The sequence below is a fragment of the Brevundimonas sp. 374 genome, assembly GCF_900102995.1.
In the GTDB taxonomy this organism is placed as follows: Bacteria; Pseudomonadota; Alphaproteobacteria; order Caulobacterales; family Caulobacteraceae; genus Brevundimonas; species Brevundimonas vesicularis_C.
In genome coordinates this window covers 59,722-74,097 of the sequence record NZ_FNKT01000006.1, presented here as the reverse complement: position 1 = coordinate 74,097, position 14,376 = coordinate 59,722, and the positions used below count along the sequence as shown (strand labels likewise).

The window sequence follows — 14,376 nt, the reverse complement described above, 5'->3', positions numbered from 1 at the left end:
ATGCGTCGCTTTTTGATGGGTTCGATCGTGGCGGCCGTGGTCGGCCTGCTGCTCGCCGGCGCCGGATACTGGGCCTATTGGAACTTCTATTCGCGGTTCCAGCCGGTCACGATCAGCCGCAATCAGGCCGAGGTGCAACAACTGCTGGACGAGGCGTCCTGGGTGTCGGACGGCAGCGGGGGACAGGCCCTGTATATCGTCACCTATCGCGACAGCGCCTCGGCCCTGCGTTACGCGCGCGACGAGGCGCCCAAGCTGAAGGCGGCGGGGATCGAGACGCGCTACATTCTGTTTGCCCGCCCCGATCTGGAGGGTGCGGCGCAATCGACGGCGGCGGAGCGAGCGACGGTCGCGGAGCTGTGGCTGACGCGGGACTGGCCGCTGTATCAACGCTGGATGGCGACGCCGGCGAACAGCTGGACCGCTGCCGGCGTGCCGCAGGCGGACGGCAATCTGGCGCGCACCGCCGTGGTCGAGGCCGGCCGCCGCTTCAACGAACGGCTGAGCCAGCTGCTCAAGGAGTCCGGCGTCGACATCAGCTATCCGCTGATCCTGTGGCGCGACAAGCAGGGCTTCCTGAAGGCCTGCGGCTGCTCGGATCGGCAGGCCTGGGCCTTCATCCGAGATGATGTCGGCGCGCCCGACCGGTTGGGCCAGTCCAACACGGGACCGATCGCGCCCGAAGAAGCGGCGCCGGCGCAGGACGCCCGCCCCTCGGCCATGCCCTATCCGGACCTGCCGGCGATCCCTCCGGTCAATGCGCCGGGGGGCGGGACCACGCCGACGCCGCCCTCGCCTGAAGCCCGCCCGGCGACCCCGCCCGCATCAAACCAACCGAGGACGCCGCCGCGCACGCCCCCGGCGCCCAGCAAGCAGGACGACACGACCTTCTACTGATCAGAGGGATCGGCAGGCCGCGATCAGACGATCGACGTCCTCGGCGTCCTGATACAGGCCGAATCCGAAGCGGATGACGTCGTCGCGCACATCGGTGACGATGTTCGCCGCCCGCAGACCCGCGCACCAGGCCTGGGCGTCGGGATGACGCAGGGCGAGGAAACGGGCGCGCGGCGCGTCGCCCTCGACCGGATTGAGGATTTCGGCTTGCGACAAGACCCCGGCCTGTCCAGCCTGAACGGCCTGCTGGAACTTGGTCGCCAGATCGCGCGCATGGGCGGCGATGGCGGCGGTGTCGAGCCCCTGCTGATCCAGCGTTCGGCGCACGGCGTTGAAGCGATACAGCGGCGTGCAGTCGAAGGTCGCGCCCCAGAAGCGACCGCCGTCGCTGCGATACTGAACGCCGCCGGGCGGACCCGACAGGTCGCCGAATTCCGCGAACCAGCCGGTCACGACAGGACGCGGGCAGAAGCCGGGCGGGGCATGCAGGAAGCAGACACCCTCGCCCGACATGGCGTATTTGTAGCCGCCGGAGACATAGAAGACCCGGTCCGCCACCGCCGACAGGTCGGTCGGGGTCGCCATGAAGCCGTGATAGCCGTCGATCAGAACCCAAGGCCCTTCGGGTCTCGCCAAGGCGGCAAGCTCCTCGATCCGGTCGAACAGGCCCCCGGTGCGGAAGAAGACCTGGCTGACCACGATCCAGTCGTAACCGCCCCTGGACGCCTCGGCGACGAAGCGATCGGCGAAGGTGTCGAAGGGCGCCAGCGGAACGCGCGTGACCACCGCCGCCCCGACCTCTTCCCACCGCTCGGCCTGACGACGGAAGGAGTGAAATTCGCCGTCGGTCGCCAGAATGCGGACCGGCTTGGTCTCCACGCCCGAAAACAGGCGCAGCAGGAAGTCGTGGGTGTTGGACGAAAAGACGATGCTGTCGGGCGAGGGCAGTCCCAGCTCGGCCGCGACATGGGCCTGGGCCTCGGGGATCACCTGACCGAAGACGAGGTCCCACTTGTGGTCGGCATGCAGGTTGGCGTCGAGCCAGGTCTGCTGCTGCGCCTCGAAACTGGCGTCGGGCCAAAGGTGATGGCTGTGCGCGGCGAAATGCAGCCGGCCGGGCGCCGCCGACAGGGCGCTGGAGAAGAGGGACTTGTAGGTCATCCCTCTTCTTTAGGACATCTCACCCAGCGCTCAAGCAGCGAGCCGCCACGCGGCGAGCGATAGCGCCGCGCGTAGCGCGCCTCTTAAACGAGAGCCCCGTGGCAGTGTTTGAACTTGCGGCCCGAGCCGCAGGGGCAGGGAGAGTTGCGGCCGGTCATTTCCCAGCCGGGCGGCAGGGCCTCAACGGGCAGCTTCGAGCGGTCGTCGCCGATCAGCGTGCCTTCGGGGTTCTGGGCCGACGGATCAGCCATCTCGTTCTCGCCGGTGCCGGGGTTCAGGTGGATTTCCTGGAACTCGGGCAGTTCGGGCGGGGCCTGGAAGCGGAACTCGACCGTCATCAGCCAACGGGTGACGTTGTGGCGCAGATCGTAGAGCAGGTTCTCGAACAGCGAGAAGGCTTCGGTCTTGTATTCGTTCAGAGGGTCGCGCTGCCCATAGCCGCGCAGGCCGATGACGCCGCGCAGGTGGTCCAGATGGACCAGGTGCTCGCGCCACTGCATGTCGATCATCTGCAGCATGAACTGCTTTTCCAGACCGCGCGTCTGGTCGGCGCCGATCTGTTCCAGGCGTTCGGCGGCGCGGGCGTCGGCGGCGGCCAGCAGCCGCTCCTCGATCTCCTCGTTCGACACGCCTTCCTCTGCGGCCCAGTCGTGCAGCGGCAGCTCCAGCCCCAGGGTCGAGCGGACCTTCTCATCCAGGCCGTCGATGTCCCACTGCTCGGCATACGCCTTGGGCGGCATATAGCGTTCGACCAGGTCCGACACGACGTCGCGGCGGAAGTCGCCGACCAGTTCGGACAGATCCTCGGAGTCCATGAACTCCTGACGCTGTTCGAACACGGCCTTGCGCTGGTCGTTCACGACGTCGTCGTATTTCAGCAGGTTCTTGCGGATGTCGTAGTTGCGGGTCTCGACGCGCTTCTGGGCGGTCTCGATGGCGCGGTTCAGCCAGGGGTGGGTGATGGCCTCGCCCTCCGCCACGCCGAAGGTCTTCATGATCGAGTCGAGGCGGTCGCCGGCGAAGATGCGCAGCAGGTCGTCCTCGCAGGACAGATAGAATTTCGAGGTGCCGGGGTCGCCCTGACGGCCGGTGCGGCCGCGCAGCTGGTTGTCGATGCGGCGGCTCTCGTGGCGCTCGGTGCCCAGGACGAACAGGCCGCCGGCCTCCAACGCAATCTTCTTCTGGACGGCGATCTCGGCCTTGAACTCGGCCTCCTTGGCCGCTTCCATTTCCGGTGTGACCTCGACGGCCATGTTGCGTTGTTCCAGCAGCCACTTCTGCATCTTCATCTCGAGGTTGCCCCCGAGCTGAATGTCGGTGCCGCGGCCGGCCATGTTGGTAGCGATGGTCACCACGCCGGGCAGGCCGGCGTCGGCGACGATATAGGCTTCTTGCTCGTGCTGGCGCGCGTTCAGGACGCTGTGCGGAATGCCACGTAGCTTGGTCTCGTAGGTGATGTCATAGGCGGCGTCGCCGATCTTCTCGGCTTCCTTGGCCTTGCCCGCATATTCCGGCTTCAGCGTGCGCGAGGTCTCGACCTTGTATTCGAAGCGGCTCAGCAGGTCCGACAGCTGTTCCGAACGCTCGATCGACACGGTGCCGACCAGGATCGGCTGACCGGCGAGGTGGCATTCGGCGATCTGGCGCGCGATGGCCTGGTTCTTCTCGGCGTGGGTCCGATAGACCTCGTCGTCGTAGTCCTTGCGCTGGATCGGCCGGTTGGTCGGCACTTCCAGCACGTCCATCTTGTAGATGTCGCCGAATTCCTGGGCCTCGGTCGCGGCCGTGCCGGTCATGCCCGACAGCTTTTCGTACAGGCGGAAGTAGTTCTGGATCGTCACCGAAGCCAAGGTCTGGTTCTCGGGCTGGATCTTGACGTCTTCCTTGGCCTCAATGGCCTGGTGCAGGCCTTCGGACAGGCGGCGGCCAGTCATCATGCGGCCGGTGAACTCGTCGATCAGGACGATCTCGCCGCCCTTGATGATATAGTCCTTGTCGCGCTGATACAGGGTGTTGGCCCGCAGGGCCTGGTTGGCGTGGTGAACCAGGCTGATGTTGGCAGCGTCGTACAGGCCCGTGGTGTCGGCGGCGAAGTGACCGCCGGCCTCCAGGGCTTCTTCCATCCGCTCGGAGCCCAGCTCGGTCAGCAGGACCTGCTTCTGCTTCTCGTCGAGCTCGAAGGTGTCCTTGTCCTTGATCAGCTCTTTGATCAGGCCGTCGAGGATCTTGTAGAGATCCGAACGGTCCTCGGTCGGGCCCGAGATGATCAGAGGCGTGCGCGCCTCGTCGATCAGGATGGAGTCGACCTCGTCGACGATGGCGAAGTTGTGCGGACGCTGCACCATCTCGCGCCGGTCATAAACCAGATTGTCGCGCAGATAGTCGAAGCCGAACTCGTTGTTGGTGCCGTAGGTGACGTCGGCGTTGTAGGCCTGCTGGCGCTGGCCCTGGCTGAGGCCGTTGACGATGACGCCGACCTCGAGGCCCAGGAAGCGATAGACCTTGCCCATCGTCTCGGCGTCGCGGCGGGCCAGGTAATCGTTGACGGTGATGACGTGCACGCCCTTGCCGGGCAGGGCGTTCAGATAGACCGGCGCCACGGCGACCAGGGTCTTGCCTTCGCCGGTCCGCATTTCGGCGATGCCGCCTTCATGCAGGATCATGCCGCCGGCCAGCTGAACGTCGTACTGACGCTGGCCCAGCACGCGCTTGGAGGCTTCGCGCACGACCGCAAAGGCTTCGGGCAGGATCTTGTCCAGGGTTTCGCCGTTCGCCAGCCGATCGCGGAAGGCGTCGGTCATCATCCGCAGTTCGTCGTCGGACAGGGCGGCGAACTTGGGCTCCAGCGCATTGATGCGCTGGGCGTGGTCCTGGAAGGCCTTGACCTTGCGGTCGTTGGAAGAGCCGAAAAGTTTCTTGGCGAAGCCGAGCATATTGGATCCGGTAAGCGGTCGAGCGTCTGCGAGCTGAGCGGCTCTGAAATCCCGTGAGGGGCGGCGATACGGACGCCGTGAGAGAGGCCCTGACCGACCGCAGCCCCGGAGCGCCGCATCAGGCGCGCGCGAAGGGCCGCGCAGACGATCAAAACCCCTCGACTTGGGCGCAGGCGGGACTTAAGCACCGGCCTAACCCCTGTCAACGCGAGGGGCTTTCGGCCGCCTTCGACGGAGCGCCCCCTTGACCCCCTTCCGGCGATCTTCACGCATTCTTACGGCGGCCTTGCTGACGGCGGCGCTTTCGACCGCCGCCTGTTCGCGTGGCGGCGACAACCGGCCGCCCGAACAGGGAGACCAGGCCGTGGCCACGGTGCAGGACGAGACCATCTGGGCCTCGGACGTGAAGCGCGAGGCGGTTGCCCAAGGTTTGATCGGCGAGGACGAGGCGCTGGACACGACGTCGGACCTCTTCCGCCGGGTGCTGGACGAGGTGATCGACCAAAAGCTGCTGGCCGGAGAGGCGCAGCGGCGGCGGCTGGACTCCTCGCCCCTGGCGCAGCGGCGACTGGAAGCGACGCGCGAGCGCATCCTGGGCGACATGCTGGTCGAGAGCGTGGTCAACAAGGCCGTGTCGGACCAGGCGGTGCAGACCCTGTACAATGAGCAGCTGCGACTGGCGAAGACCTCGGAAGAGATCCGCGTGCGGCTGATCCTGTCGCGCACCAAGCCCGAGGCGGACGCCGTGATCGGCATTCTGGGCCAGGGCGCCGGCTTCGAAGCGGTGGCGGCGGAGCGGTCGGTCGACGAGGCGACGCGGTTCTCCGGCGGCGATCTGGGGTATTCGACGCTGGAGGTGATGCCCCAAGCCTATGCCGACGCCCTGCGCGACAAGCCGGCCGGTGCGACCGTCGGGCCCTTCCAGACCGAGGGCGGCTGGGCCGTTCTGAGGGTCGAGGACCGGCGCAAGGAAAACCCGCCGACGCTGGAACAGGCCCGACCGCAGATCGTGCGCTATCTGACCTATGAGGGCGTGCGACAGTTGCTGGAACAACTGCGCGGCAAGGCCAAGGTGGATGTCCTCTTGCCCGCGCAGACGCCGCCCGCATCGCCCACTCCTTCCGCCCCTTCCGCTCCTCCGGGCGCCTGACATGACCAAGCCTCCCTCCACGACCGGCCAGAAGATCGAGCATGCGTTCGAAAAGGCGCTGGACCCGTTCGCTACGGCGCTAAAGCGCGCCACCCGCACGCCGGGATCGGATGTGGCGCCAGCCGCCTCGCCTGCGCCGGCCGCCGCTGGCAAGCCGGGTCTGGCCATCTCGCCCTTAGCCGTGCCGTTTCCGACCATTCCGCCGATTGGCGGGGTCGAGATCGCGACCGCGCGCGCCGGCTTCTACAAACATGAGCGCGACGACCTGGTGGTGTTCCGCTTCGCGCGCGGGACCAGCTGCGCCGGGGTCTTCACCCGCCACAAGATCGGCTCGGCGCCCGTGGACTGGTGCAAGAAACACCTGGCCGGGGCCGAGGGCGGCAAGGATGTGCGCGCCCTGGTGATCAACGCCGGATGCGCCAACGCCTTCACCGGCAAGGCCGGCGCGGACGCGGCGCGGCGCACGGCCTCGGAGGTCGCCAAACGGTTCGGCTGTCGTCAGCGCGACGTCATGCTGGCCTCGACCGGCGTGATCGGCGTGGTGCTGGACGACAAGAAGATCGTCGCCAAACTGCCCGAGATCGAGAACGGACTGGAGGCGGACGCCTGGGCCCGGGCCGGTCGCGGCATCATGACCACCGACACCTTCCCCAAGGGCTCCTACGCCGAGGCCGAGATCGAGGGCTACAAGGTCCGGATCGCCGGCATCGCCAAGGGATCGGGCATGATCGCGCCGGACATGGCGACCATGCTGGCCTTCATCGTCACCGATGCGGACATCCATCCGAACGTGCTGCAGGCGCTGTTGGGCCTGCACGTGCGCACCACCTTCAACAGCGTGACGGTGGATGGCGACACCTCGACCAACGACACGGCCCTGCTGTTCGCCACCGGCACCTCGGGCGCGCCGCGCATCGGGCGGGTCGGCGATCGCCGCCTGAAGAGCTTCTCGGCCGCCCTGGACAAGGTGATGCTGGATCTGGCGCACCAGCTGGTGCGCGACGGCGAAGGCGCGACCAAGTTCGTCAAGGTGACGGTGGACGGCGCCGCCTCGCCCGCCTCGGCCCGCAAGCTGGCCAAGTCCATCGCCGACAGCCCCTTGGTCAAGACCGCCATCGCCGGTCAGGACGCCAACTGGGGCCGGGTCGTCATGGCGGTGGGCAAGACCGAGGAGCCGGTCGACCGCGACCGCCTGGCCATCAAGTTCGGTCCGCACCAGGCCGCCATCGACGGCGCCCCGTCCCCGACCTACGACGAGGCCAAGATGACCGCCTATATGAAGAACCCCGAGATCGACATCACCGTCGATGTGGGTTCGGGACGGGCGTCGGCGACCGTGTGGACCTGCGATCTGACCAAGGGCTACATCGAGATCAACGGCGACTATCGCTCGTGACCGCTGCGTCGCTTCCCACCGTCCTGGTCGTCGCCGTCGCCCTGATCGATGTGGATGGGCGGGTGCTGATCGCCAAGCGTCCTGAAGGCAAGAAGCTGGCGGGGCTGTGGGAGTTTCCGGGCGGCAAGGTCGAGCCTGGAGAGCGGCCGGAACAGGCGCTGATCCGCGAGCTGAAGGAAGAGCTGGGGATCGACGTTAGCGAAAACTGTCTGTCGCCGTTCGTTTTCGCCAGTCACGCTTACGATTCGTTTCACCTGTTGATGCCATTGTATCTGTGCCGACGGTGGGACGGCGTGGTCACGGCGCGTGAACACGACGGCCTCGCCTGGGTGAAGCCGAGCAAGCTTTCGGACTATCCCATGCCGCCGGCGGACGAACCTCTGGTCGCCTGGTTGCGCGACCTGCTCTGACCACCGCCGACCAGGGAGGCCGGCCATGCGACGTCTTATCGGCCGGTTCCTGCGCAATGAGAGCGGGGCCACAGCCATTGAATACGGGCTGCTCTGCGCCCTGATCTTCCTGGCGATCGTGACCTCGATCAGCGCCTTGGCGAACAGCCAGAACGGCGGCCTGGGCGCAACGGTGAACAAGCTGAGCGCCGCCATACAGGCCGCGATCAGCTAGCCCGGCTCTTCGCCCGTCATTTCCTTGACGCCCAGGGCATCGGCCAGCCGCGTCTTGGCCGAGCCGCGCGGCAGAGGTTTCTGCTGGCTGTCGTGAGGTTTCCAGCCGGCCAGATGGATGATCTCGAACGTCGCCGGGATGCGGCCGTCGTCGAGACCGTATCGCTCGGCATAGAGGGCGGCGGCGCGCGCCACGATGCGGCGGCTTAGCGGCCGAACAGGTCCGTTCAGCACATTGGTCTCGCCCATGGCGCGCAGGTCGCGGATCAAGGCGAACAGGTCGGTGTAGCGGACGGTGAAGCGGTCCACGTCCGACACCGGCAGGGCGAACCCGGCGCGCTGCAACAGGGCCGCCCCGTCATAGCCGTCAGCGAAGGGCGAGACACGCGCCTGGGCGCCGCCGCGCTCCTCCAGTTCGACCTCGGTCAGGACGGCGCGTAGCTCTTTCAGGGTGCCCGCGCCGAACAGCGTGCCGATGAACAGGCCGTCCGGTTTCAACGCGCGCCGGATCTGGGCCAAGGCGCCCGGCAGATCATTGGCCCAGTGAAGGGTCAAAAGGGAGACGATCAGATCGGTCGAGGCGTCGGCCAGCGGCAGCGCGTCCGCACCCGGCGCTGCGCGCTGGGCCAGGGAGACGGGCGTCTGGATAGGACCGACGCGGCCGGCGGCGTCGCTGGACCGGACCGCCGCATCGAACACGCCTGGATGGGCGGACAGATCGACCGCAACGGGAAAATCGCGCAGTATGGCTTCCAGGCTCTCGGCGGCGTTGGCGGCGGCGCGGGCGTGCAGGAAGTCGGCCTGGGGGAACCGGGCGGCGGACCGCGCCAACCGCGCCTGACGTCGAACGGCGTCGAAGATGCGCGGGGGGCCGTCGGAAGGGGACTGGGGGGCGGTCATGGACGCACAGGATGGGGGCTGGCGGCGCGCCTGGGAAGGGGCGGGCCGTCACTTGCGCGGAGCGGGGCGGGGACTGGCCGACCTGATCCTGCCGCCGATGGCGCACGACAGCCGAGAGGCGACGGCTGCGGCCGGCCTGACGCCCGACGCCTGGAGCCGGATCAAATTTCTGGAAGCGCCGGTCTGCGACGGCTGCGGGGCGGCCTTCGACTTTGACGGCGGCGCCTTCGCCGAGGATCGCTGCGCCGCCTGTATCGCCAAGCCCTACGCCTTCGAGAGGGCGCGGGCGGCCTGCCTGTATGATGAGGCGTCGCGCAGTCTGATCCTGAGGTTCAAGCACGGCGATCAGCAACAGTTCGCGCCCCTGTTCGCGCGCTGGATCGGGCGCGCCGCCGCCGACCTGGTCGAAGACGCGGACGTGATCCTGCCCGTGCCGCTGCATCGGTTTCGCCTGTTGTCGCGACGGTTCAACCAAGCGGCCGAGATCGCCCGGCCGCTGGCCCGGCACGCCGGCCGCGACTATTTGCCCGACGCGCTGGTCCGCACGACCCACACGACCAGCCAGGGCGGCAAGAGCCAGCGCGGGCGGCGGCTGAACGTCAAGCAGGCCTTCGCCGTGACCGAGGCGGGCCGGCGTCGGATCCGGGGGCGACGCATCCTTCTGATCGACGATGTGTTGACCACGGGCGCGACCGGAGAGGCCTGCGCGCGCGCCCTGATCGACGCCGGAGCGCGCGCCGTCGATCTCGCCGTCATCGCGCGGGTGCGAAACGCCCGTGAACTGACTATGTGAAGAGCGCCCTATCACTCGCCGCGCGGCGGGTCGCTGCTTGAGGGCGCTGAATTTTATATTGGAGATCTGAACTTGGCCGACGTCGTCATCTACACCAAGCCTGGCTGCCCCTACTGCTTCAGCGCCATGTCGCTGCTGAAAAAGAAGGGCGTGGACTACACTGAGATCGTCGCCTCCAACGATCCCGACAAGAAGGCCGAGATGGTCGAGAAGTCAGGCGGCCGCATGACCTTCCCGCAGATCTTCATCGACGGCCAGCACGTCGGCGGTTCCGACGACATCCACGCGCTGGATCGCGACGGCAAGCTGGACGGACTTCTGGCCGCCTGATCCATGAGCAGCGGGCTCGACATCGCCCTGATCCAGACGCGCACGCCGGCGACGGCGCGAGCGGCGCTGGCCCATGTCGAGCCGCTGATCCGCGAGGCGGCGTCGGGCGGAGCGAAGTTCATCCTGACGCCCGAGGGGACCAATGTCCTGGAGCAGCGCCGAGACCGGCGCGATGCGGCGATCACGACCGAGGACGAGGACGTCGTCGTGCTGGGCCTGCGTCGTCTGGCGGCGGAACTAGGCGTCTGGCTGCTGATCGGTTCGGCCATCGTCCGGTCTGGCCAGGCGGGAGACGGCCGCGCCGCCAATCGGTCGCTGCTGATCGATGGGTCGGGCGGGATCGTGGCCCGATACGACAAGCTGCACGTCTTCGACGTGAACCTGCCCAATGGCGAGACCTATCGCGAAAGCGCGACGGTGCGGCCCGGCGACGGGGCGGCGGTGGCGGATACGCCCTGGGGCCGGCTGGGTCTGACCATCTGCTACGACATCCGCTTTCCCCACCTGCATCGCCAGCTGGCCAAGGCCGGGGCGTCGATGATCGCCGTCCCGGCCGCCTTCACCGCCCCGACCGGGGAGGCGCACTGGGAAACCCTGTTGCGCGCCCGCGCCATCGAGACGGGGGCGTTCATCCTGGCGCCGGCGCAGGGCGGACTGCACGACGACGGTCGCCGCACCTGGGGGCGATCGACCGTCGTCGGCCCGTGGGGCGAGATCATCGCCAAGGCGGATCACGACGAACCTTGCATCGTGCGTGCGAAACTGGACATGGAGGCCGTGGCCAGGGCGCGCGCCGCCGTGCCCAGCCTGACCCACGATCGCGATTTCCTGCCCGCTGTTTAACGCCCCATGATCCGCTACGCCCTGAAATGCGACCAGGCCCACGCCTTCGAAGCCTGGTTCGGCTCCTCGACCGACTATGACGATCAGGCGGCGCGGGGGCTGGTGGAATGCCCGTTCTGCGGTTCGCACGCGGTCGACAAGGCGATCATGGCTCCGGCCGTCAGCGGCGCCCGCAAGGCCGATCCCGCCTCTGACGTCGCCGCCAAGATGCAGACGATGATGATGGCTGCCGCCCGCGAGGTCCGCGCCCATGTCGAGGCCAACTTTGACTATGTCGGCGACGCCTTCGCCCGCGAGGCGCGCGACATCCACGAGGGCCGATCCGAGAAGCGCGAAATCTATGGCGAGGCCACGCCCGCCGAGGTCAGGAAGCTGAAGGACGACGGTGTTCCGGTTTCCGCCCTGCCTGACGCGCCGCCAGACCCGTCCAAGGTGAACTGATGACCCTGCAATGGCGGCCCATGCGGCCTACGGACATCGATGCGGTGGTGGAGGTGGCGCGGCTGTCGTTTCCCGACCATTTCGAGGATCGCGCCTGTTTCGAAAACCGACTGGCGCTTTATCCGCGCGGCTGTTTCGTGCTGGGGGAGGGCGACGGCGCCGCGCGGGGCTATCTGATCGCCTATCCGTGGAAGGCCGAGAGCGCGCCGCCGCTGAACACGGTGATCGAGGGCCTGCCGGCTCAGCCGGATTTGATCTATCTGCACGATCTGGCCCTGCACCCCGAGGCGCGGGGCGGGGGCGTGACCGGCGCCATCGTCGAGCGACTGGCCGAACAGGCGACGGAAGACGGTTGGCCCGCCATCGCCCTGGTCGCCGTCAATGACGCTGTCGGCTTCTGGTCTCGACACGGTTTCGTCGAGCAACCCGCCGAGGCCATGGCGGCCAAACTGGCCAGCTACGGCGCCGACGCCCGCTATATGCTGCGACCGCTCTAGCGCCGATTCAGCGCGGTCTGGCCGCCCGCGCGCACGAAATGGATGCGTTGAGGACGGGGCAGGGCGACATAGGCCCGGCGTCTCATTTCACGCTCGCAGACGCTGGCGTCGCCAAGGCTGTCGGGTGTCAGGACGGCGCGATGGACGGCGCACCAGTCACGGCTGGCGGCGCGGATGCGGCCGGCCAGGATCATGGCCTCGCCGGGTCGGGCCATGTTCAGCCGCTCGGCATCCACATGCATGTCCGGCGCCTGGCCCGCGGCCAAGGCGGCGGCTAGCGCCGCTGCAATCATCAAACCCATCGTCATTTCCCCTTCGAAATGGGCCTGTGTCAGGCCCGTCGGGGGAAAGAGGCGTCCGTCAGCGGCGTCGGATGCGGCGTCGGGGATGAAATATCAGTAAGGCGGCGATCAGCGCGGCGAACGCCCGCTCTGGTCTTTCTGTCCACATGCCTGTAAGAGGCGCGCGCCTCCCGCATGCCTTTTCATGACCAGCGGCCGCCCGTATGCCGGCCGCGCCTTTTCGCGATACTCAAATGAACCTGCGCAACGTCGCCATCATCGCCCACGTCGACCACGGCAAGACGACCCTGGTGGACCAACTGCTCGCCCAATCCGGCGTCTTCCGAGCCAACGAGGCGCAGACCGAGCGCGCGATGGACTCCAACGACCAGGAAAAAGAGCGCGGCATCACCATCCTGGCCAAGTGCACCTCGGTGCTCTGGAACGGCAAGGCGGGTGAAACCCGCATCAACATCATCGACACCCCCGGCCACGCCGACTTCGGCGGCGAGGTCGAGCGCATCCTGGGCATGGTGGACGGCTGCGTCATCCTGGTCGACGCCGAAGAGGGCGTCATGCCCCAGACCAAGTTCGTGCTGACCAAGGCGCTGAAGATGGGCCTGCGCCCGATCCTGTGCATCAACAAGGTCGACCGCGCCCACGCCGATCCGGACCGCGTCCACAACGAGACCTTCGACCTGTTCGCCGCCATCGGCGCGACGGACGAGCAGCTGGACTTCCCGCACATCTACGCCTCGGGCCGCAACGGCTGGGCGACGCTGGACTTGAACCAGCCCAACGACAATCTGGCCCCGCTGTTCGACCTGATCGTCGATCACGTCCCGCCGCCCGCCGTCCAGGCCAACCGCGACAAGCCCTTCCGCATGCTGGACGTGCTGATCGAAAGCGATCCGTTCCTGGGCCGTCTGCTGACCGGCCGCATCGAGAGCGGCAAGGCCGTTCCCGGCATGGCGATCCACGCTCTGGACCGTGAAGGCAAGGAAATCGAACGCGGCCGCATCACCAAGGTGCTGGCCTTCCGCGGCCTGAAGCGTCAGGCCCTGGACGAGGGTTCGGAAGCGGGCGACATCGTCGCCATCGCCGGCATGTCCAAGGCGACCGTGGCCGACACCCTGTGCGCGATGGAAGTCACCGAGCCGCTGCCCGCCCAGCCGATCGATCCGCCCACCATCTCCATGACCGTCTCGGTCAACGACAGCCCCCTGGCCGGTCGCGAAGGCGACAAGGTCCAGTCGCGCGTCATCCGTGATCGCCTGCTGAAGGAAGCCGAGGCCAACGTCGCCATCCGCGTCACCACGACCGAAGGCGGCGACGCCTATGAAGTCGCCGGCCGTGGCGAACTGCAGCTGGGCGTTCTGATTGAGAACATGCGCCGCGAAGGCTTCGAGGTTTCGATCTCGCGTCCGCGCGTGGTGTTCCAGACCGGCGAGAACGGCGAGAAGCTGGAGCCGATCGAAGACGTCATGATCGACGTCGACGACGAGTTCTCGGGCATCGTCATCGAGAAGCTGTCGGCCCGTAAAGCCGAAATGACCGACATGGGCCCGTCGGGCGCCGGCAAGACCCGCATCAGCCTGAAGGCGCCGTCGCGTTCGCTGATCGGCTATCAGGGCGAGTTCCTGACCGACACGCGCGGTTCGGGCGTGCTGAACCGCGTGTTCAGCCACTATGAGCCGCACAAGGGCGCGATCGCCGGTCGTCTGAAGGGCGTTTTGATCTCGAACTCTGACGGTGAAACCGCCGCCTTCGCCCTGTGGAACCTGGAAGACCGCGGCATCATGTTCGTCGGCGCCGGCGAAAAGACCTATCAGGGCATGATCATCGGCGAGAACGCGCGCTGGGACGACCTGGACGTCAACCCGATCAAGGGCAAGCAGCTGACCAACGTCCGCGCCTCCGGCAAGGACGAGGCCGTTCGCCTGACGCCGCCGCGCCAGATGTCGCTGGAACAGGCCATCGCCTATATCGACGACGATGAACTGGTTGAAGTGACGCCCAAGTCCATCCGCCTGCGCAAGCAGACGCTGAACCCGTCGTTCCGCAAGAAGCGCGTTCGCCCGGAGTAGTCAGCAATCCCTGACTGACGTGCGGTGGGATGCGGCCTATAGAC

At 67.4% G+C, this 14,376-nt stretch carries 15 protein-coding genes; 11 read left to right on the top strand and 4 right to left on the bottom strand.

Going from position 1 to position 14,376, the window contains the following annotated elements:
* Entirely contained in the window at positions 1-897 is an 897-nt protein-coding gene (locus BLR19_RS13260) for a hypothetical protein (protein ID WP_091751955.1), read from the top strand.
* Here BLR19_RS13260 and BLR19_RS13255 read toward each other — a convergent pair whose 3' ends face one another.
* Positions 898-2,058, bottom strand: a complete 1,161-nt coding sequence (locus tag BLR19_RS13255) for an aminotransferase class V-fold PLP-dependent enzyme (RefSeq protein WP_091751952.1) — start codon at positions 2,056-2,058, stop codon at positions 898-900.
* Between the two features lie 83 nt (positions 2,059-2,141).
* Positions 2,142-4,991, bottom strand: coding sequence for a preprotein translocase subunit SecA (gene secA, locus BLR19_RS13250; protein WP_091751948.1), 2,850 nt, complete (start codon positions 4,989-4,991; stop codon positions 2,142-2,144).
* Between the two features lie 244 nt (positions 4,992-5,235).
* Between secA and BLR19_RS13245 the strand changes: the two genes are divergently transcribed.
* Genes BLR19_RS13245 through BLR19_RS13230 form a run of 4 tightly spaced genes read left to right on the top strand, consistent with a single transcriptional unit; the run spans position 5,236 to position 8,161 of the window.
* The gene (locus BLR19_RS13245; RefSeq protein ID WP_255366669.1) at positions 5,236-6,141 is read left to right on the top strand and encodes a peptidylprolyl isomerase; all 906 of its coding nucleotides are present in this window, start codon (positions 5,236-5,238) and stop codon (positions 6,139-6,141) included.
* A gap of 1 nt (position 6,142) precedes the next feature.
* Positions 6,143-7,537 carry a bifunctional glutamate N-acetyltransferase/amino-acid acetyltransferase ArgJ gene (gene argJ / locus BLR19_RS13240; RefSeq protein ID WP_091751942.1) on the top strand — a complete coding sequence of 465 codons (1,395 nt, stop codon included), beginning with the start codon at positions 6,143-6,145 and terminating at the stop codon, positions 7,535-7,537.
* The gene (locus BLR19_RS13235) at positions 7,534-7,947 is read left to right on the top strand and encodes a (deoxy)nucleoside triphosphate pyrophosphohydrolase (protein WP_091751939.1); all 414 of its coding nucleotides are present in this window, start codon (positions 7,534-7,536) and stop codon (positions 7,945-7,947) included. The genes argJ and BLR19_RS13235 overlap by 4 nt, the downstream gene beginning before the upstream one ends.
* A 25-nt stretch (positions 7,948-7,972) precedes the next feature.
* On the top strand, positions 7,973-8,161 hold the full coding sequence (locus BLR19_RS13230) for a Flp family type IVb pilin (protein ID WP_091751936.1): 189 nt from the start codon (positions 7,973-7,975) through the stop codon (positions 8,159-8,161).
* Here the strand turns inward: BLR19_RS13230 and BLR19_RS13225 are convergent.
* Complete coding sequence (locus tag BLR19_RS13225) at positions 8,158-9,060, bottom strand: class I SAM-dependent methyltransferase (RefSeq protein WP_091751932.1); 903 nt, start codon at positions 9,058-9,060, stop codon at positions 8,158-8,160. The two genes, BLR19_RS13230 and BLR19_RS13225, sit on opposite strands and share 4 nt — an antisense overlap.
* On the opposite strand from BLR19_RS13225, the gene BLR19_RS13220 reads away from it, so the two are divergent.
* The 5 genes from BLR19_RS13220 to BLR19_RS13200 all read left to right on the top strand — a co-directional run bounded on the left by BLR19_RS13220 (position 9,059) and on the right by BLR19_RS13200 (position 11,964).
* A complete protein-coding gene (locus BLR19_RS13220) occupies positions 9,059-9,853 on the top strand; it encodes a ComF family protein (RefSeq protein WP_091751930.1) in 795 nt (264 codons plus the stop codon). The two genes, BLR19_RS13225 and BLR19_RS13220, sit on opposite strands and share 2 nt — an antisense overlap.
* A gap of 72 nt (positions 9,854-9,925) precedes the next feature.
* Complete coding sequence (gene grxC, locus BLR19_RS13215; RefSeq protein WP_055755096.1) at positions 9,926-10,183, top strand: glutaredoxin 3; 258 nt, start codon at positions 9,926-9,928, stop codon at positions 10,181-10,183.
* A gap of 3 nt (positions 10,184-10,186) precedes the next feature.
* On the top strand, positions 10,187-11,026 hold the full coding sequence (locus tag BLR19_RS13210) for a carbon-nitrogen hydrolase family protein (protein ID WP_091751927.1): 840 nt from the start codon (positions 10,187-10,189) through the stop codon (positions 11,024-11,026).
* 6 nt (positions 11,027-11,032) lie between these two features.
* Complete coding sequence (locus tag BLR19_RS13205; protein ID WP_091751924.1) at positions 11,033-11,467, top strand: DUF1178 family protein; 435 nt, start codon at positions 11,033-11,035, stop codon at positions 11,465-11,467.
* Entirely contained in the window at positions 11,467-11,964 is a 498-nt protein-coding gene (locus tag BLR19_RS13200; protein WP_091751921.1) for a GNAT family N-acetyltransferase, read from the top strand. The genes BLR19_RS13205 and BLR19_RS13200 overlap by 1 nt, the downstream gene beginning before the upstream one ends.
* Here the strand turns inward: BLR19_RS13200 and BLR19_RS13195 are convergent.
* Positions 11,961-12,266: a UrcA family protein gene (locus BLR19_RS13195; RefSeq protein WP_176758353.1), complete on the bottom strand. Its 306-nt coding sequence runs from the start codon at positions 12,264-12,266 to the stop codon at positions 11,961-11,963. The two genes, BLR19_RS13200 and BLR19_RS13195, sit on opposite strands and share 4 nt — an antisense overlap.
* Before the next feature lie 233 nt (positions 12,267-12,499).
* Here BLR19_RS13195 and typA point away from each other — a divergent pair, with 233 nt between their 5' ends.
* Positions 12,500-14,332 carry a translational GTPase TypA gene (gene typA / locus BLR19_RS13190; protein ID WP_055755091.1) on the top strand — a complete coding sequence of 611 codons (1,833 nt, stop codon included), beginning with the start codon at positions 12,500-12,502 and terminating at the stop codon, positions 14,330-14,332.
* Positions 14,333-14,376: the final 44 nt, after the last annotated feature.